Annotated in this window: 25 protein-coding genes; all 25 read left to right on the forward strand. The window is 46.6% G+C overall.

Annotated elements, in window-relative coordinates; genetic code table 11:
• Position 1: 1 nt before the first annotated feature.
• The 25 genes from rpoC (at position 2) to rpmD (ending at position 18,106) form a co-directional block, all read left to right on the forward strand.
• Complete coding sequence (gene rpoC / locus DXE33_RS08145) at positions 2-4,264, forward strand: DNA-directed RNA polymerase subunit beta' (protein ID WP_114639429.1); 4,263 nt, start codon at positions 2-4, stop codon at positions 4,262-4,264.
• Positions 4,265-4,439: 175 nt separating this feature from the next.
• Positions 4,440-4,820 carry a 30S ribosomal protein S12 gene (gene rpsL / locus DXE33_RS08150; RefSeq protein WP_114639430.1) on the forward strand — a complete coding sequence of 127 codons (381 nt, stop codon included), beginning with the start codon at positions 4,440-4,442 and terminating at the stop codon, positions 4,818-4,820.
• A gap of 161 nt (positions 4,821-4,981) precedes the next feature.
• Positions 4,982-5,452 carry a 30S ribosomal protein S7 gene (gene rpsG / locus DXE33_RS08155; protein WP_068320103.1) on the forward strand — a complete coding sequence of 157 codons (471 nt, stop codon included), beginning with the start codon at positions 4,982-4,984 and terminating at the stop codon, positions 5,450-5,452.
• A gap of 18 nt (positions 5,453-5,470) precedes the next feature.
• Positions 5,471-7,573, forward strand: coding sequence for an elongation factor G (fusA, locus tag DXE33_RS08160; RefSeq protein WP_114639431.1), 2,103 nt, complete (start codon positions 5,471-5,473; stop codon positions 7,571-7,573).
• A gap of 45 nt (positions 7,574-7,618) precedes the next feature.
• On the forward strand, positions 7,619-8,809 hold the full coding sequence (tuf, locus tag DXE33_RS08165; protein WP_114639423.1) for an elongation factor Tu: 1,191 nt from the start codon (positions 7,619-7,621) through the stop codon (positions 8,807-8,809).
• Positions 8,810-8,920: 111 nt separating this feature from the next.
• Positions 8,921-9,232, forward strand: a complete 312-nt coding sequence (gene rpsJ, locus DXE33_RS08170) for a 30S ribosomal protein S10 (protein ID WP_114639432.1) — start codon at positions 8,921-8,923, stop codon at positions 9,230-9,232.
• A gap of 213 nt (positions 9,233-9,445) precedes the next feature.
• Entirely contained in the window at positions 9,446-10,105 is a 660-nt protein-coding gene (gene rplC, locus DXE33_RS08175; protein ID WP_114639776.1) for a 50S ribosomal protein L3, read from the forward strand.
• An 11-nt stretch (positions 10,106-10,116) separates the two neighbouring features.
• Positions 10,117-10,737, forward strand: a complete 621-nt coding sequence (gene rplD / locus DXE33_RS08180) for a 50S ribosomal protein L4 (protein WP_114639433.1) — start codon at positions 10,117-10,119, stop codon at positions 10,735-10,737.
• A complete protein-coding gene (rplW, locus tag DXE33_RS08185) occupies positions 10,734-11,048 on the forward strand; it encodes a 50S ribosomal protein L23 (RefSeq protein WP_068947693.1) in 315 nt (104 codons plus the stop codon). Before rplD ends, rplW begins: the two co-directional genes overlap by 4 nt.
• 2 nt (positions 11,049-11,050) lie before the next feature.
• Positions 11,051-11,881 (forward strand): 50S ribosomal protein L2, encoded by an 831-nt coding sequence (gene rplB / locus DXE33_RS08190; protein ID WP_114639434.1) that lies wholly within the window; start codon positions 11,051-11,053, stop codon positions 11,879-11,881.
• Between the two features lie 19 nt (positions 11,882-11,900).
• On the forward strand, positions 11,901-12,179 hold the full coding sequence (gene rpsS / locus DXE33_RS08195) for a 30S ribosomal protein S19 (protein ID WP_114639435.1): 279 nt from the start codon (positions 11,901-11,903) through the stop codon (positions 12,177-12,179).
• Between the two features lie 7 nt (positions 12,180-12,186).
• On the forward strand, positions 12,187-12,519 hold the full coding sequence (gene rplV, locus DXE33_RS08200; protein ID WP_197712017.1) for a 50S ribosomal protein L22: 333 nt from the start codon (positions 12,187-12,189) through the stop codon (positions 12,517-12,519).
• Between the two features lie 8 nt (positions 12,520-12,527).
• Positions 12,528-13,355 carry a 30S ribosomal protein S3 gene (rpsC, locus tag DXE33_RS08205; protein ID WP_114639436.1) on the forward strand — a complete coding sequence of 276 codons (828 nt, stop codon included), beginning with the start codon at positions 12,528-12,530 and terminating at the stop codon, positions 13,353-13,355.
• Between the two features lie 2 nt (positions 13,356-13,357).
• Complete coding sequence (rplP, locus tag DXE33_RS08210) at positions 13,358-13,771, forward strand: 50S ribosomal protein L16 (RefSeq protein WP_011901907.1); 414 nt, start codon at positions 13,358-13,360, stop codon at positions 13,769-13,771.
• Between the two features lie 14 nt (positions 13,772-13,785).
• The gene (gene rpmC / locus DXE33_RS08215) at positions 13,786-13,980 is read left to right on the forward strand and encodes a 50S ribosomal protein L29 (RefSeq protein WP_114637472.1); all 195 of its coding nucleotides are present in this window, start codon (positions 13,786-13,788) and stop codon (positions 13,978-13,980) included.
• A gap of 12 nt (positions 13,981-13,992) precedes the next feature.
• Positions 13,993-14,262 carry a 30S ribosomal protein S17 gene (gene rpsQ / locus DXE33_RS08220; protein ID WP_114639437.1) on the forward strand — a complete coding sequence of 90 codons (270 nt, stop codon included), beginning with the start codon at positions 13,993-13,995 and terminating at the stop codon, positions 14,260-14,262.
• 202 nt (positions 14,263-14,464) lie between these two features.
• The gene (rplN, locus tag DXE33_RS08225; protein ID WP_011901910.1) at positions 14,465-14,833 is read left to right on the forward strand and encodes a 50S ribosomal protein L14; all 369 of its coding nucleotides are present in this window, start codon (positions 14,465-14,467) and stop codon (positions 14,831-14,833) included.
• A 9-nt stretch (positions 14,834-14,842) separates the two neighbouring features.
• Positions 14,843-15,151 (forward strand): 50S ribosomal protein L24, encoded by a 309-nt coding sequence (gene rplX, locus DXE33_RS08230; protein ID WP_114639438.1) that lies wholly within the window; start codon positions 14,843-14,845, stop codon positions 15,149-15,151.
• A 16-nt stretch (positions 15,152-15,167) separates the two neighbouring features.
• Complete coding sequence (gene rplE / locus DXE33_RS08235; RefSeq protein WP_114639439.1) at positions 15,168-15,710, forward strand: 50S ribosomal protein L5; 543 nt, start codon at positions 15,168-15,170, stop codon at positions 15,708-15,710.
• A 9-nt stretch (positions 15,711-15,719) separates the two neighbouring features.
• Positions 15,720-16,025 carry a 30S ribosomal protein S14 gene (gene rpsN, locus DXE33_RS08240; RefSeq protein ID WP_071464445.1) on the forward strand — a complete coding sequence of 102 codons (306 nt, stop codon included), beginning with the start codon at positions 15,720-15,722 and terminating at the stop codon, positions 16,023-16,025.
• Between the two features lie 24 nt (positions 16,026-16,049).
• Entirely contained in the window at positions 16,050-16,445 is a 396-nt protein-coding gene (gene rpsH / locus DXE33_RS08245; RefSeq protein ID WP_114639440.1) for a 30S ribosomal protein S8, read from the forward strand.
• Between the two features lie 10 nt (positions 16,446-16,455).
• Positions 16,456-16,989 (forward strand): 50S ribosomal protein L6, encoded by a 534-nt coding sequence (gene rplF / locus DXE33_RS08250; protein WP_114639441.1) that lies wholly within the window; start codon positions 16,456-16,458, stop codon positions 16,987-16,989.
• 13 nt (positions 16,990-17,002) lie between these two features.
• Positions 17,003-17,356: a 50S ribosomal protein L18 gene (gene rplR / locus DXE33_RS08255; protein ID WP_114639442.1), complete on the forward strand. Its 354-nt coding sequence runs from the start codon at positions 17,003-17,005 to the stop codon at positions 17,354-17,356.
• Positions 17,357-17,374: 18 nt separating this feature from the next.
• Entirely contained in the window at positions 17,375-17,893 is a 519-nt protein-coding gene (rpsE, locus tag DXE33_RS08260) for a 30S ribosomal protein S5 (protein ID WP_114639443.1), read from the forward strand.
• A gap of 24 nt (positions 17,894-17,917) precedes the next feature.
• On the forward strand, positions 17,918-18,106 hold the full coding sequence (gene rpmD / locus DXE33_RS08265; protein ID WP_114639444.1) for a 50S ribosomal protein L30: 189 nt from the start codon (positions 17,918-17,920) through the stop codon (positions 18,104-18,106).
• Positions 18,107-18,121: the final 15 nt, after the last annotated feature.

Below are 18,121 nucleotides of genomic sequence, written 5' to 3' on the forward strand. Positions count from 1 at the left end.
TATGAAAGCATTGCTCGATTTATTTAAGCAAACGCAGGGTGATGAGCAGTTTGATGTCATCAAGATTGGCCTTGCATCTCCTGAGAAAATTCGCTCATGGTCTTTTGGTGAAGTACGCAAACCAGAAACCATCAACTACCGGACTTTTAAGCCCGAGCGTGATGGTTTGTTCTGTGCCAAAATTTTTGGACCAACCAAAGACTACGAGTGCTTATGCGGCAAGTACAAGCGCTTAAAGTTCCGTGGCGTCATTTGCGAGAAGTGCGGTGTTGAGGTTACTCTCGCTAAAGTACGTCGTGAGCGCATGGGCCACATTGAGTTGGCGGCCCCAGTAGCGCACATCTGGTTCTTGAAGTCCTTGCCATCCCGTTTGGGTATGGTTCTCGATATGACATTGCGTGATATCGAGCGCGTTCTTTACTTTGAAGCATATGTAGTGGTTGATCCTGGTATGACCCCTGAAGGCGCAATGAAGCGCGGTCAGATCATGTCTGAAGATGAATACATTGCTAAGACTGAAGAATATGGTGACGGTGCATTTACCGCCATCATGGGCGCAGAAGGTATTCGTGATCTCTTGCGTTCAATTGATATCGATCGTGAAGTAGAGACTATTCGTGCCGAATTGAAAGCCACTGGTAGCGACGCTAAGATCAAGAAATACGCTAAGCGCTTAAAAGTGCTTGAGGCATTCCAGACTTCAGGGATTAAGCCTGACTGGATGATCATGGAAGTGTTGCCAGTATTGCCACCAGAGTTGCGCCCATTGGTGCCGTTGGATGGCGGTCGCTTTGCTACTTCTGATTTGAACGACCTCTATCGTCGTGTGATCAACCGTAACAACCGTTTGAAGCGTTTGTTAGAGTTGCGCGCACCTGAGATCATCGTTCGTAACGAAAAACGCATGTTGCAAGAAGCGGTTGACTCATTGCTCGACAACGGCCGTCGTGGCAAGGCGATGACTGGCGCTAACAAGCGTCCTCTCAAGTCCTTGGCTGAGATGATTAAAGGTAAGAGTGGTCGTTTCCGTCAAAACTTGTTGGGTAAACGCGTTGACTACTCTGGTCGTTCAGTCATCGTGGTTGGTCCTACATTGAAATTACATCAGTGCGGCCTACCAAAATTGATGGCTTTGGAATTGTTCAAGCCATTCATTTTCAACAAGCTTGAGACTTTAGGAATTGCAACCACGATTAAGGCTGCGAAGAAAGAAGTTGAAAGCCAGACGCCAATCGTTTGGGACATTCTCGAAGAAGTGATTCGTGAACATCCAATCATGCTCAACCGTGCACCTACATTGCACCGTCTCGGTATTCAGGCTTTCGAGCCAATGCTGATTGAAGGTAAAGCAATCCAATTGCACCCATTAGTCTGCGCGGCATTTAACGCGGACTTTGACGGTGACCAAATGGCGGTTCACGTTCCTTTGTCGCTCGAAGCGCAAATGGAAGCTCGTACATTGATGTTGGCGTCGAACAACGTTTTGTTCCCAGCGAACGGCGAGCCATCCATCGTTCCTTCTCAGGACGTGGTGTTGGGTCTCTACTACGCTACACGTGACAAAATCAATGGTAAGGGCGAGGGTATGGTGTTCGCCAACATTACGGAAGTAGTGCGTGCATACGAAGCAGGTCAAGTTGAATTGGCTTCTCGTGTTGCTGTCCGTATTACTGAGTATGAGATCGTGGATAAGAAGGCAGAAGGCGACGCGCGTTTTGCTGAAAAAACCAAGATTTATCACACCTCAGTTGGCCGCGCTATCTTGTCTGAGATTTTGCCAAAAGGCATGTCTTTCGAAGAAATTAACAAGCCTTTGAAGAAAAAAGAAATCTCACGCTTGATCAATACATCATTCCGCAAGTGCGGTTTGCGTGAAACAGTGATTTTTGCTGACCGCCTCTTGCAGTCTGGTTTCCGCTTGGCTACTAAAGCCGGTATCTCGATTGCGATCGACGATATGCTGATTCCTACTTCTAAAGAGCGCATCATCACTGAAGCGTCTACCAAGGTTAAGGAGTATGACAAGCAGTTCATGTCAGGCCTTGTAACCAATCAAGAACGTTACAACAACGTGGTTGATATTTGGGGTGCTGCTGGTGACCAAGTTGGTAAGGCAATGATGGATGAGTTGTCACACGTTGACGTACTCGATCGTAACGGCAAGGCGGCTCGTCAAGAATCCTTTAACTCTATCTATATGATGGCGGATTCTGGTGCGCGTGGATCTGCAGCGCAGATTCGTCAGTTAGCTGGTATGCGTGGTTTGATGGCTAAGCCAGATGGCTCCATTATTGAAACCCCAATTACTGCGAACTTCCGTGAAGGTTTGAACGTGTTGCAGTACTTCATTTCAACCCATGGTGCTCGTAAAGGCTTGGCTGATACTGCATTGAAGACGGCGAACTCAGGTTACTTGACACGTCGTTTGTGCGACGTAACCCAAGATCTCGTAGTAATCGAAGAAGATTGCGGCGCGACTACTGGCGTAACAATGAAGGCTTTGGTTGAAGGCGGCGAAATTATCGAAGCATTGCGTGACCGTATTTTGGGTCGTGTATGCATCGGTGACATCGTTCACCCTGATACACAAGAAGACATCGTTCCTAACGACACATTGCTTGACGAAGATCACGTTGATCAAATCGTTGCATTGGGTATCGACGAAGTTAAAGTTCGTACAGTATTGTCTTGCTCAATCCGCTATGGTTTGTGCGCGAAGTGCTACGGACGTGACTTAGGTCGCGGTGGTTTGGTTAACGTTGGCGAGGCAGTTGGTGTGATCGCCGCTCAGTCCATCGGTGAGCCAGGCACACAGTTGACTATGCGCACCTTCCACATCGGTGGTGCAGCATCACGTGCTTTAGTTGCAAGCAATATTGAAGCTAAATCTAATGGTTCCTTGAAGTTCTCCGGCACGATGCGTGTTGTTAAGAACGCGAAGGGTGAGCAGATCGTGATTTCACGTTCTGGCGAGGCCTTGATCGTTGATGACAATGGTCGTGAGCGCGAGCGTCATAAAGTGCCTTACGGCGCAACTCTCTTGTTAAAAGAAGGTGCAGCAGTGAAGGCCGGCGCAAGCTTGGCGACATGGGATCCACTAACACGTCCGATTATTTCTGAGTACGCTGGTATTGCACGCTTTGACAACGTTGAAGAAGGTGTAACCGTTGCTAAGCAGGTTGACGAAGTGACTGGTCTTTCCACTTTGGTGGTGATTGACGGTAAGCGTCGTTCTGCGGCAAGCAAAGGCGTTCGCCCTGTGATCAATTTGATTGATGACAAAGGCAATGATGTGATGATCGCTGGTACTGATCACCCAGTAAACATTGGCCTCCAAGTGGGCGCTTTGATTACTGTGAAAGATGGTCAGAAAGTCGAAGTTGGTGAGGTATTGGCACGTATTCCAATCGAATCACAGAAGACTCGCGATATTACCGGTGGTTTGCCACGCGTTGCAGAATTGTTCGAAGCACGCTCCCCAAAAGATGCAGCTGTATTGGCGAAAGTTACTGGAACAGTTTCCTTCGGTAAAGAAACCAAAGGTAAGCAACGTTTGGTCATTACTGACATGGATGGCGAAGCGAATGAATTCTTGATTCCTAAAGAGAAGCAAGTTCTCGTTCATGACGGTCAAGTTGTGAACAAGGGCGAGATGATTGTGGAAGGCCCTGCCGATCCGCATGACATCCTCACTCTCAAAGGTATCGAAGAGTTGGCTATCTACATCGTTGACGAAGTTCAAGACGTTTATCGTCTCCAGGGTGTGAAGATTAATGACAAGCACATTGAAGTGATCGTGCGTCAGATGTTGCGTCGTGTTCAGGTAACTGATCCAGGCGATACATCATTCATCCCTGGTGAGCAAGTTGAGCGCTCCAAACTGTATGACGAGAATGATCGCGTCATTGCTGAAGGTAAGCGTCCAGCTTCATTCGATAACGTATTGCTTGGAATTACTAAAGCATCTTTGTCGACAGACAGCTTCATTTCAGCGGCTTCTTTCCAAGAAACCACCCGTGTATTGACCGAAGCCGCCATTATGGGCAAGACCGATACACTCCGTGGCCTCAAAGAAAACGTCATTATTGGTCGCCTGATCCCTGCTGGTACTGGCTTGTCTTACCGCCGTGCACGCAAGGTCAGAGAGCAGTTCGAGCGTGATCGTGCTCAAATGATTGCCGCCGAAGAGGAAGCATTGGCTAGCGCCCCTGTAGAAATGGAGGCGGAAGTCGTGGCTCCTACTGGGGAGGCTGATCCAAGCTAACTTAGTAATTCTGGCTAGAAATGGCCAGTTTTTCCCAGAAGGTTGACGGGAAAGGCTGGCCAAGCTAGAATGCTGAGTTCTACTGATTCAGGAGAGGATCTTTTTGACCTAGAAATTGTCTAAGTCATTGATTTTCTTGAAGAAAGCAACAAAGAAGTACTAACCGAGCTATTTTATGCCAACAATTAATCAATTATTACGCAAGCCAAGAACAAGACTTACCGTTAAAAGCAAAAGTCCTGCGCTGCAAAACAGCCCGCAGCGCCGTGGTGTTTGTACACGTGTGTATGCAACCACTCCAAAAAAGCCTAACTCTGCGCTTCGTAAAGTAGCCAAAGTTCGCTTAACCAATGGTTTTGAAGTAATTTCATACATTGGTGGTGAAGGCCATAACCTCCAAGAGCACTCAGTAGTTTTGATTCGTGGTGGTCGTGTGAAGGACTTGCCAGGTGTGCGTTATCACATCGTTCGCGGTTCTTTGGACTTACAAGGCGTTAAAGATCGTAAGCAAGCCCGTTCTAAATACGGTGCTAAGCGCGCTAAGAAAGCTGCTTAATTCTTCTGTAATTAAGCAGCTTTAGTATTTGTAGTAAGTCATCGTTTGTCAGACTTAAAAGACAAGTAAGTGGCTGTTCCGTCTAGGAGTTTCTTGGATAGTAGGACAGCCGGAGCGGGTGATTCGGGTGAATCTCCCCTAACTGAACTGAAGGAGTAGTTATGCCACGTCGTCGTGAAGTTCCCAAAAGGGAAATTTTGCCGGATCCAAAATTCGGTAATGTAGAAGTCGCCAAATTCATGAACGTCCTCATGTTGGACGGCAAGAAATCGGTTGCAGAGCGTATCGTTTACGGTGCCTTTGATCACATCGAGAAAAAAGCTAATAAAGAACCGCTCGAAATTTTTTCAACAGCCATGGGCAACGTTAAGCCAATGGTTGAGGTGAAGAGCCGTCGTGTTGGTGGTGCTAACTATCAAGTTCCTGTTGAAGTTCGCCCATCACGTCGTTCTGCTTTGGCAATGCGTTGGTTGCGCGAAGCTGCAAAGAAGCGTGGCGAGAAATCAATGGCTCAACGTTTGGCCAATGAATTATTAGAGGCTGCTGAAGGTCGTGGCGGCGCAATGAAGAAGCGTGAAGAAGTTCACCGTATGGCAGAAGCCAACAAAGCTTTCTCACATTTCCGCTTCTAATCCAATAGTTAAGAAAAAGTGGCACGTAAAACCCCCATCGATAAATACCGCAATATCGGTATTTCTGCGCACATTGACGCAGGTAAGACAACAACTACAGAACGCGTTTTGTTCTACACCGGTGTTAACCACAAGATCGGTGAAGTGCATGATGGCGCAGCTACCATGGACTGGATGGAGCAAGAGCAAGAGCGAGGCATCACGATTACCTCTGCTGCTACCACCACTTTCTGGAAGGGTATGGCAGGCAATATGCCTGAGCACCGTATCAACATTATTGACACCCCAGGACACGTAGACTTCACGATTGAGGTTGAACGTTCAATGCGCGTTCTCGACGGTGCCTGTATGGTGTATTGCGCGGTGGGTGGTGTTCAGCCTCAGTCTGAAACCGTTTGGCGTCAAGCAAACAAATATCAAGTGCCGCGTTTAGCATTCGTAAACAAGATGGACCGTACTGGTGCGAATTTCTTCAAGGTCTATGACCAAATGAAGACTCGCCTCAAAGCGAACCCAATCTTGATTCAAATTCCAATTGGCGCTGAAGAAAACTTCAAGGGCGTTATTGACTTGGTAAAAATGAAAGCCGTCATCTGGGATGAGGCTTCACAAGGTACTAAGTTCACATACGAGGATATCCCTGCTGAGTTGCAAGCTTCTGCTGAAGAGTGGCGCGAGAAAATGCTCGAAGCTGCCGCAGAGAGCTCAGAAGAGTTGATGGAAAAGTATCTCGGTGGCGAAGGCTTGACCGAAGAAGAAATCAAAAAAGCATTGCGTCAACGTACTATTGCTAACGAAATCGTTCCAATGTTGTGCGGAACAGCGTTTAAGAACAAAGGCGTTCAGGCCATGTTGGACGCGGTGGTTGAGTTGTTGCCATCTCCATTAGATGTGCCACCAGTTCCCTGTGAGTTGGAAGACGGTACACCTGCGGTTCGTCAAGCTTCTGATGATGAGAAATTCTCAGCATTGGCTTTTAAGATCATGACCGACCCATTTGTTGGCCAGCTCATCTTCTTCCGTGTTTACTCAGGCGTAATGAAGTCTGGCGATACCATCTATAACCCAATTAAGGGTAAGAAAGAGCGTGTTGGTCGTTTGTTGCAAATGCATGCAAACGAACGTGAAGAGATTAAAGAAGTTTTTGCGGGCGATATTGCAGCGGCTGTTGGTCTGAAAGACGCAACTACTGGCGAAACATTGTGTGATCCAGACAGCATCGTTGTCTTGGAGCGCATGGTATTCCCAGAGCCAGTGATCTCTCAAGCTGTTGAGCCAAAGACAAAAGCTGACCAAGAAAAAATGGGTCTGGCTTTGAACCGCTTGGCACAAGAAGATCCTTCTTTCCGCGTGAAGACAGACGAAGAATCTGGCCAAACCATTATTTCCGGTATGGGCGAGCTCCACTTGGAAATTTTGGTTGACCGTATGAAGCGTGAATTCGGTGTTGAAGCAACTGTTGGTAAGCCACAAGTTGCATACCGCGAAACCATTCGCAAGACTTGTGACGAAGTTGAAGGTAAGTTCGTTAAGCAGTCTGGTGGTCGCGGTCAATACGGTCACGTTGTATTGAAACTTGAGCCACAAGAACCAGGCAAAGGTTTTGAATTCGTTGACGCAATTAAAGGTGGTGTGGTTCCGCGCGAATACATCCCTGCGGTAGAAAAAGGCATTATCGAAACATTGAACTCCGGTGTCTTGGCTGGTTACCCAGTTGTGGATATTAAAGCAACCTTGTTCTTTGGTTCATACCATGATGTTGACTCCAACGAAAACGCATTTAAGATGGCGGGCTCAATGGCGTTTAAAGACGGTATGCGCAGAGCAGCTCCAGTATTGCTTGAGCCAATGATGGCTGTTGAAGTTGAAACACCAGAAGATTTCATGGGCAACGTAATGGGTGACCTCTCATCACGTCGCGGTATTTTGCAAGGTATGGATGACATTCCAGGCGGCGGCAAGATTGTTCGCGCTGAAGTGCCATTGGCAGAGATGTTTGGTTACTCAACTGGCTTGCGCTCGTTGACCCAAGGTCGCGCTACTTACACCATGGAATTTAAGCATTACGCAGAAGCACCTAAGAACGTAGCAGAAGCAGTTATGGCTGCTAAAGCGAAGTAATTGATTAATTTTTGAATATTGACTAGCTAAAGAAGGCAGACAAAAATGGCAAAAGAAAAGTTCGAGCGGACAAAACCGCACGTAAACGTAGGCACCATCGGTCACGTTGACCACGGTAAAACCACATTGACAGCAGCAATTGCAACTGTGCTCTCAAAGGCATTCGGTGGCGAAGCGAAAGCATACGATCAGATCGATGCTGCTCCAGAAGAAAAAGCCCGCGGTATTACGATTAACACTGCCCACGTTGAGTACGAGACAGCGAACCGTCACTACGCACACGTTGACTGCCCAGGACACGCTGACTACGTTAAGAACATGATTACGGGTGCTGCTCAGATGGACGGCGCTATTTTGGTGTGTTCTGCTGCTGACGGCCCAATGCCACAAACTCGTGAGCACATCCTCTTGGCACGCCAGGTTGGCGTTCCATACATCGTTGTGTTCTTGAACAAGTGCGACATGGTCGATGACGCTGAATTGTTAGAACTCGTTGAAATGGAAGTTCGTGAACTTCTGTCTAAGTATGACTTCCCAGGCGATGACACTCCAATCATCCAAGGTTCTGCTAAGTTGGCTCTTGAGGGCGACGAAGGCAAATTGGGTAAAGAAGCCATCATGAAATTGGCTGAAGCACTCGATACTTACATCCCAACTCCAGAGCGTGCTGTTGACGGCGCGTTCTTGATGCCAGTAGAAGACGTATTCTCTATCTCCGGTCGCGGTACTGTAGTGACTGGTCGTATCGAGCGCGGCATCATCAAGGTTGGTGAAGAGATTGAAATCGTTGGTATCAAGCCAACTCTCAAAACCACTTGTACTGGTGTTGAAATGTTCCGTAAATTGCTCGACCAAGGTCAAGCAGGCGACAACGTGGGTATTTTGCTCCGTGGTACAAAACGTGAAGAAGTTGAGCGTGGCCAAGTATTGGCTAAGCCAGGTTCAATCACTCCACACACTCACTTTACCGCCGAGGTTTATATCTTGGGTAAAGACGAGGGTGGTCGTCACACTCCATTCTTTAACAACTATCGTCCACAGTTCTACTTCCGTACAACGGACGTCACTGGTTCAATCGAGTTGCCAAAAGATAAAGAAATGGTGATGCCTGGTGATAACGTCACTATTACCGTCAAGCTCATCGCGCCAATCGCGATGGAAGAAGGTTTACGTTTTGCGATCCGTGAAGGTGGCCGTACTGTTGGCGCCGGTGTGGTTGCAAAGATTTTGGCTTAAGTTTTTAATAAATATTTAGCGGTTTGCTAACCGGTGACATCAGTGCTGCTGATGTCACCGCGCTCTTTAGATGTATAACGTGGCAGCACCACATCGCTCTTTGGAATTAATATGCAAAACCAAAAAATTCGTATTCGCCTTAAAGCATTTGATTACCGTTTAATCGACCAGTCTGCGGCTGAAATCGTAGATACAGCTAAGCGCACTGGTGCAGTTGTTAAGGGTCCAGTACCTTTACCAACCCGTATTGAGCGCTTTGATATCTTGCGTTCACCACACGTTAACAAGACATCCCGCGATCAGTTAGAGATCCGCACCCATCTTCGTTTGATGGATATCGTTGATCCTACAGAGAAAACCGTAGATGCTTTGATGAAATTAGACCTCCCAGCTGGTGTGGATGTCAAAATTAAGTTGCAGTAATTTGTTGTTTCCGGTCTTTTGCTTGTCAAGATCGGCTTTTCAGGATAGAATCTAAGGCTTCGCTCAACTATTTCAACTATTTGGGCGAAAATCTTGGTTTTATCAGCACTAAAAACATTGTAAGTTATTGATTTAGAAGTACTTTTACTTGTAAATCATTTAAATTAATTTTGCCGACCAATCGAAGTCGGGAAGTCGGCGTGGAGCATGAATATGAGCTTAGGCTTAATCGGCCGCAAGGTCGGCATGACCCGTCTATTTACGGACGAAGGGGAAGCGATTCCTGTCACCGTAATTGACGTGAGCGACAACAGAATCGCTCAAATCAAGACCCAGGCAACTGATGGCTATGACGCTATCCAGTTGGCACATGGCACACGTAGAGCTACTCGCGTTACCAAATCAATGGCTGGTCACTTTGCTAAGGCAGGTGTGATGGCTGGTAATGCGCTCAACGAATTTCATTTAGATGCAGCAAAAATTGCAGAAATGACGCCAGGACAAGTTGTGCCTGCTGATGCTGCATTTACAGCTGGTCAAAAGGTGGATGTGCAAGGCGTAACTATCGGTAAAGGTTACGCAGGTACCATCAAGCGTTATCACTTCGCTTCTGGTCGCGCATCACACGGTAACTCACGTTCACATAACGTACCAGGCTCAATCGGTATGGCGCAAGATCCAGGTCGCGTTTTCCCTGGTAAGCGTATGACCGGTCACTTGGGTGACGTTACACGTACCGTACAAAATTTAGTCATCGCACGCATTGATGCAGAACGTAATCTCATCATGGTTAAAGGCGCTATTCCAGGCGCCCCAGGCGGTAAAGTTATTGTTACTCCAGCGGTTAAGACACCGTTGAAGAAGAAGAATTAAGGAGAGCGAATATGGAACTTAAGCTTCTCCAGGACAACGGTACTTTAGGTGCAGGCGTACAAGCTTCACCAGAAGTATTCGAGCGCGAATATAACGAAGCGTTGGTACACCAAGTTGTAGTGGCTTACCAAGCAAATGCACGTAGTGGTAACCGTGCACAAAAAGACCGTGAGCAAGTTAAGCACACAACTAAGAAACCTTGGCGTCAAAAAGGTACTGGTCGCGCACGTGCTGGTATGAGCTCTTCCCCTCTGTGGCGTGGAGGTGGTCGTATATTCCCAAATTCTCCAGAAGAGAATTTCAGTCAAAAAGTAAACAAGAAAATGTACCGCGCTGGTATGAGATCAATTTTGTCTCAGTTAGCACGCGAAGGACGTTTGAATGTTGTTGATCAATTCAACCTTGATGCTCCAAAGACCAAAGTTTTAGCTGAGAAAGTGAAAGCAATGGGCTTGGATTCAGTCTTGATCATCGTTGATCAAGTTAGCGAGAATTTGTACTTGGCATCACGTAACTTGCATAAAGTTGCTGTGGTTGAGCCGCAGCACGCAGATCCATTAGCTTTGGTTCAATACAAAAAAGTATTGGTAAGCAAAGCCGCGATCGCAAAAATTGAGGAGTTGCTGAAATGAGCCAAGTCCGTAAAAACGATCACAACCTGATGAAGGTTCTGCTTGGTCCGGTGATCTCTGAAAAAGCCACTATGGTTGCAGAGAAAAACGAACAAGTAGTTTTCCAAGTAGCTCGCGATGCAAACAAGAGCGATGTAAAACAAGCAGTTGAATTGCTCTTCAAAGTGCAAGTTGACTCAGTTCAAATCGTGAATCAAAAAGGTAAGCCTAAGCGCTATGGCCGTTTTGAAGGTCGTCGTGACCACACTAAGAAGGCCTACGTGAATTTGAAGCCAGGTCAAGAAATTAACTTTGAAGCGGAGGCGAATTAATCATGCCTTTGATGAAAACAAAACCGACCTCACCAGGTCGTCGCTCAATGGTCAAGGTGGTCAATCCTGACCTGCACAAAGGTAAGCCTTTTGCAGCGTTGGTAGAGCCACAATTCCAAAAAGCGGGTCGTAACAATAATGGTCATATCACTACTCGTCACAAGGGCGGTGGTCATAAGCATCACTATCGTGTTGTTGATTTCAAACGCAACGATAAAGATGGCATTCCAGCAAAAGTGGAGCGCTTGGAATATGATCCAAACCGCAGTGCAAATATTGCATTAATCGTATTTGCTGATGGTGAGCGTCGTTACATTCCTGCCGCAAAAGGTATGACTGTTGGTCAGCCAATCATGAATGGCTCTGAAGCGCCAATCAAGTCTGGTAACAATTTGCCTATTCGCAACATTCCAGTTGGTAGCACTATTCACTGCGTAGAAATTTTGCCTGGCAAAGGTGCTCAAGTTGCACGTTCAGCTGGTGGTTCAGCAGTATTGCTAGCTCGTGAAGGCGTATACGCTCAAGTGCGCTTGCGCTCTGGTGAAGTTCGCCGTGTTTTGATCGAGTGCCGTGCCACTATTGGTGAAGTAGGTAACGAAGAGCACAGCTTGCGTCAAATTGGTAAAGCAGGTGCAAATCGCTGGCGTGGTATTCGCCCAACCGTTCGCGGTGTGGCAATGAACCCAGTAGATCACCCACACGGTGGTGGTGAAGGTAGAACCGGCGAAGGCCGTGTACCGGTATCCCCATGGGGCACTCCAACCAAAGGTTATCGCACACGTTGCAATAAGCGTACAACTTCGATGATCGTTCAACGTCGTCAAAAACGTTAAGCGATAAGGATAAATAGATATGACACGTTCAGCTAAAAAAGGCCCATTCTGCGACGCCAGCTTAGTAAAAAAAGTTGAAGTTGCACAAGCCAACAAGGACAAAAAGCCGATCAAAACTTGGTCACGCCGTTCAACAATCCTCCCAGACTTTATCGGTCTGACGATTGTTGTGCATAACGGTCGTCAACACGTTCCGGTTTATGTATCAGAAAGCATGGTGGGTCATAAGTTAGGCGAATTTGCTTTGACCCGTACTTTCAAAGGTCACGCTGCTGACAAGAAAGTAACGAAGAAGTAAGGGGATGATGATGGAAGTTAAAGCTATTCACAAGGGTGCCCGCATTTCTGCGCAAAAGACACGTTTGGTCGCTGACCAAATTCGTGGTTTGCCAATTGCTCGCGCATTAAACATTTTGAACTTCAGCCCCAAAAAAGCTGCCTTCATTGTGAAAAAAGTAGTTGAATCAGCAATTGCAAATGCTGAACACAATAAAGGTGCTGACATTGATGAGCTCAAGGTATCAGCGGTAATCGTTGATAAAGGTACCTCCTTGAAGCGCTTCACTGCTCGCGCTAAGGGTCGTGGCAATCAAATCGAAAAACAAACTTGTCACATTAGCGTGACCTTGAGTAACTAAGGAAAGATATGGGCCAAAAGATTAACCCCACCGGATTCCGACTCGCGGTAACGAAGAATTGGACATCACGTTGGTATGCAAACAATACTGACTTCGCAAAGATGCTGAAAGAGGACGTAGATGTCCGCAGCTATTTGAAGAAGAAGTTGAAGAATGCATCCGTTAGCAAAGTTGTGATCGAGCGTCCCGCTAAGAACGCACGTATCACCATCTATAGCTCACGTCCAGGCGTTGTAATTGGTAAAAAAGGCGAAGATATTGAAGTTCTCCGCCACGAATTGCAAAAGCGTATGGGCGTTCCAGTTCATGTGAATATCGAAGAAATTCGTAAGCCTGAAGTTGATGCGCAATTGATCGCTGACTCTATTACTCAGCAGCTCGAAAAACGGATCATGTTCCGTCGTGCAATGAAGCGTGCAATGCAAAGCGCAATGCGTCTTGGCGCACAAGGTATCAAGATCATGTCTTCTGGCCGTTTGAACGGCGCTGAAATTGCTCGTCGCGAATGGTACCGTGAAGGTCGCGTTCCACTTCATACGTTGAAGGCTGATATTGATTACGCAACATCAGAAGCTGAAACAACATACGGCATCATCGGTGTAAAAGTTTGGGTTTACAAAGGTGACACATTGGGTCGCGGTGCTGAAGCTCAAGTAGCTGCTCCATCTGCTGAGCCAGCTGCCGAAGAAAAGAAAACTCGTCGTGCTCCAACCAAAACAGCTGCTCGTAAACCAGCTGCTGGTGCTGACAAGCCATTAGTTGCTGCTAAACCAGCAGTAAAGCGTGTGCGTAAGGTTGAAACACCAGCCGCAGATACGCAGAAGTCAGGAGAGTAAGCATGCTACAACCAAAGCGTCGCAAGTATCGTAAGGAACAAAAAGGCCGTAACACTGGCGTGGCAACACGCGGTAGTTCTGTAGCTTTTGGTGACTTTGGATTGAAGGCCGTTGGACGTGGTCGTTTGACAGCTCGTCAAATTGAGTCAGCACGTCGTGCGATGACTCGTCACATTAAACGTGGTGGCCGTATTTGGATTCGCATTTTCCCAGATAAGCCAATTTCACAAAAACCAGCTGAAGTACGTATGGGTAACGGCAAAGGTAACCCAGAGTACTACGTAGCTGAAATTCAACCGGGCAAAGTGCTCTACGAGATGGACGGTGTTGATGAGCAATTGGCGCGCGAAGCTTTTAAGCTTGCTGCAGCTAAATTGCCTTTACAGACCACTTTCGTGATTCGCCACTTAGGTTGATCGGGATAGAGATTATGAAAAATACAGAATTAGCTTCAAAAGATCTGGCTGCATTGAATGCAGAGTTAACCGAGTTGTTAAAGACTGGTTTTAAGCTCCGTATGCAAAAAGGCACTCAGCAACTCACTAATACCAGCCAATTGGGTAAAAATAAGCGCGATATCGCTCGTGTGAAGACTTTTATTGCCCAAAAGACTGCACAGAAATAAGGAAAAAGGGATATGACGGAATTATCTAAACCCTTGCGCCGTACCCTAGTAGGACGCGTTGTTAGCGACAAAATGCAAAAAACTGTGACCGTGTTGGTAGAGCGTCAAGTTAAGCATCCTGTGATTGGTAAGTATGTTGGCCAGTCCAAAAAGTACCACGCTCATGATGAAGCTGGCACATACAAGATGGGTGATACTGTTGAAATTGCTGAATCTAAGCCAATTTCACGCACTAAATCTTGGGTTGTGACTCGTTTAGTCCAGGCCTCTAAGGGTATTTAAAGAAATTTTAGGGATTTTGGTGAAGATTCTTCCCAAATCCCTGTTTTACGTAGTAAAATGGAAAGCTTCTCTGGTTTTATTAGAGAAGTAGTGTTGTAGTGTTGAAGTAGTGTTTTTCATTAATTCCGGGTTTTAGCTCACGTTAAGACCCATAGACGGAACCAAGACTGTTTGCCTTTGGCTAATAAGTTGGGGATTAGAAATGATACAAACCGAAAGTAGATTGCAGGTCGCCGATAACACAGGCGCCAGTGAAGTTTTGTGCATCAAGGTATTGGGCGGCTCTAAGCGTCGTTACGCCAGTATCGGTGATGTGATCAAAGTCAGCGTTAAATCCGCTGCTCCACGTGGCCGCGTAAAAAAAGGTGATATTTATAACGCTGTTGTAGTTAGAACAGCTAAGGGTGTTCGCCGTCCAGACGGTTCATTGATTAAGTTCGATGCAAACGCTGCGGTATTGCTCAACGCAAAGTTAGAGCCAATTGGCACACGTATCTTTGGACCTGTCACACGCGAATTGCGTACTGAGAAGTTCATGAAGATCGTTTCTCTCGCCCCCGAAGTGATTTAAGAGGCTGACATGAAAAAGATTCGTAAAGGCGATTCGGTAGTTCTGTTGACTGGCCGTGATAAGGGCAAGCAAGGAACTGTAACGGCTGTTCTCGATAACAAATTAGTTATCGAAGGCGTAAATATTTACAAAAAGAGCGTTAAACCTAATCCAGCTGCTGGTGTTACTGGTGGCTTGATTGATAAGACGATGCCTGTTCACATTTCTAATGTGGCTTTGGTTGACGGTAACGGCAAACCATCACGTGTTGGTATCAAACTCGTTGATGGCAAAAAGCAGCGTTTCCTGAAAACCACTGGCGCAACATTAAGCGCATAAGGGGCACGGAGAAATTATGAGCACACGTTTTCAAGAGCACTATCAAGCTAAAGTAGTTGCAGATTTGATTGCTAAGTTTGGCTACAAGTCTGTAATGGAAGTTCCACGCATTACTAAAGTAACCCTGAACATGGGTCTTGGTGATGCGGTGAATGACAAGAAAATTATCGAAAATGCAGTTGGCGATTTAACTAAAGTTGCGGGCCAAAAGCCAGTAGTAACTAAAGCGAAAAAAGCGATTGCAGGCTTCAAGATTCGTCAAGGTTACCCAATCGGTGCCATGGTGACATTGCGTGGTTCACGCATGTACGAATTCTTGGACCGTTTTGTTACTGTTGCATTGCCACGCGTACGTGACTTCCGTGGTATTTCTGGCAAAGCATTTGACGGCCGTGGTAATTACAACATCGGTGTTAAAGAACAGATCATTTTCCCTGAAATCGAATATGACAAGATTGATGCCCTCCGCGGTCTCAATATCAGTATTACGACGACTGCTAAAACCGACGAAGAAGCAAAAGCTTTGTTGGCAGCATTCAAATTCCCTTTCCGCAATTAAGAGGCTAACGTGGCAAAACTATCCCTAATTGAGCGCGAAAATAAGCGCGCAAAAACTGTAGAGAAGTACGCTGCCAAGCGTGCTGAACTCAAAGCGATCATTGCTGATCAATCACGCAGCGATGAAGAGCGCTATGAAGCTCGCTTGAAGCTACAGGCACTTCCACGTAACGCAAGCCCGATTCGTCAAAGAAATCGTTGTTCATTAACCGGTCGCCCACGTGGCACATTCCGTAAATTCGGTTTGGCTCGTAGCAAGATTCGTGAAATCGCCTTCCGTGGCGAAATCCCCGGTTTAACCAAGGCCAGCTGGTAAGCGGCGTAAGAATTAGGAGAACTCATGAGTATCAGCGATCCAATCGCCGACATGTTGACCCGGATCCGCAATGCGCAAGCAGTGCAAAAACCGCTCGTCACAATGCCGTCGTCAAAAGTTAAAGTAGCCATCGCAAAAGTATTGCAAGATGAAGGCTACATCGAAAGTTTCGAAATCAAAGGTGAAGCAGCTAAGCCAGTGCTCCACATTGATCTCAAATACTATGCAGGCCGTTCTGTTATCGAGTGTATTGACCGCGTATCAACACCAAGTCTGCGTATCTATAAAGGCCGTCATGACATTCCAGAAGTAATGAATGGCTTGGGCATTGCAATTATTTCAACCCCTCAAGGCGTAATGACAGACCGTAAAGCACGTGCAACAGGCGTGGGCGGCGAAGTTATTTGCTACGTAGCTTAAGGAGCGAAATATGTCCCGCGTAGGTAAATCACTAATTCCAGTTCCTAAGGGAGCTGAAATCAGCATCAACGGTGCAAACGTGACAGTTAAAGGTCCATTAGGTACTTTGTCCCAAAATTTGCATCCTTCTGTTGGTTTGAAACAAGAAGATGGCGTACTGACAGTTGTTTTGAATAACGACTCACCAGAAGCTGGTGCTCAGTCAGGTACTGCACGTGCTTTGGTCAACAACATGGTTGTTGGCGTAACTACTGGCTTTGAGCGCAAGCTCAGCTTGGTAGGCGTTGGTTATCGTGCTGCTGCTCAAGGCGAAACATTGAAATTGCAGTTGGGTTTCTCACACGACATTATTTACAACCTGCCAAAGGGCGTGAAGGCTGAGACTCCATCGCAAACTGAAATCATTATCAAAGACTCCAACAAGCAGCAAGTTGGCCAGGTCGCAGCTGAAGTTCGCGCATACCGTTCACCAGAGCCATACAAAGGCAAGGGTGTTCGCTACGTAGATGAGGTTGTGCATCTAAAAGAAACTAAGAAGAAGTAAGCGAGATTAAAAAATGAATAAAGATGAATCCAGACAAAGACGTGCTCGGCAGACTCGTATTCGCATTGCTGAAGCAGGTGCAAATCGCTTAACTGTTATCCGTAGCAATTCTCATATTTCTGCGCAGGTTTATAGCCCGTGCGGAACCAAAGTTGTAGCAGCCGCTTCAACAATGGAAAAAGATTTGCGCCAATCGATCAAAAACGGCGGCAATGCTGATGCAGCTGCACAAATCGGTAAGTTAGTTGCTGAGCGTGCTGTTAAAGCAGGCGTTAGTGATGTTGCTTTTGATCGCTCTGGTCAACGTTACCACGGCCGTATTAAGGCCTTAGCTGAAGCTGCGCGTGAAGCCGGCTTGAAGTTCTAATCGGGTTTAGGAAAAAACATGGCAAAAATGCAAGCTAAGATGCAAAACGAAGAGCGTGATGATGGTCTTCGCGAGAAGATGATCGCTGTTAATCGTGTAACTAAAGTGGTAAAGGGTGGTCGTATTCTCGGCTTCGCTGCACTCACAGTGGTTGGCGATGGTGATGGTCGTATCGGTATGGGTAAAGGCAAATCAAAAGAAGTTCCAGTTGCTGTTCAAAAAGCAATGGATGAAGCTCGTCGCAAGATGATCAAGGTGCCTTTGCGTAAGGGTACATTGCAGCATTCAGTGATTGGTCAACATGGCGCGTCACGCGTTTTGATCTCTCCAGCGAAAGATGGTACTGGCGTTATTGCTGGTGGCCCGATGCGCGCTATTTTTGATGTGATGGGTGTAACCAACGTTGTAGCTAAGTCACTTGGCTCAACCAACCCTTACAACATGGTTCGTGCAACGATTGATGGTTTGAGCAAGATGAGTACTCCTGCTGAGATTGCCGCTAAGCGCGGTAAGTCAGTTGAAGAGATCCTCGGCTAAGACCAAAAAATTAGGAATCTACAAATGACAAAATCAAACTCCAAAGTCAAACTGCAATTAGTGCGCAGCTTGATCGGTACACGCGAAAGCCACCGTGCAACAGTACGTGGCTTAGGCCTTGGACGTATCAATTCAGTTTCTGAATTGGAAGATATGCCAGCTGTTCGCGGCATGATTAATAAAGTTTCTTATCTAGTTAAAGTCATTGGCTAATAACTAGCAAGTAAA

The organism is Polynucleobacter necessarius (assembly GCF_900096765.1).
Lineage (GTDB): Bacteria > Pseudomonadota > Gammaproteobacteria > Burkholderiales > Burkholderiaceae > Polynucleobacter > Polynucleobacter necessarius_F.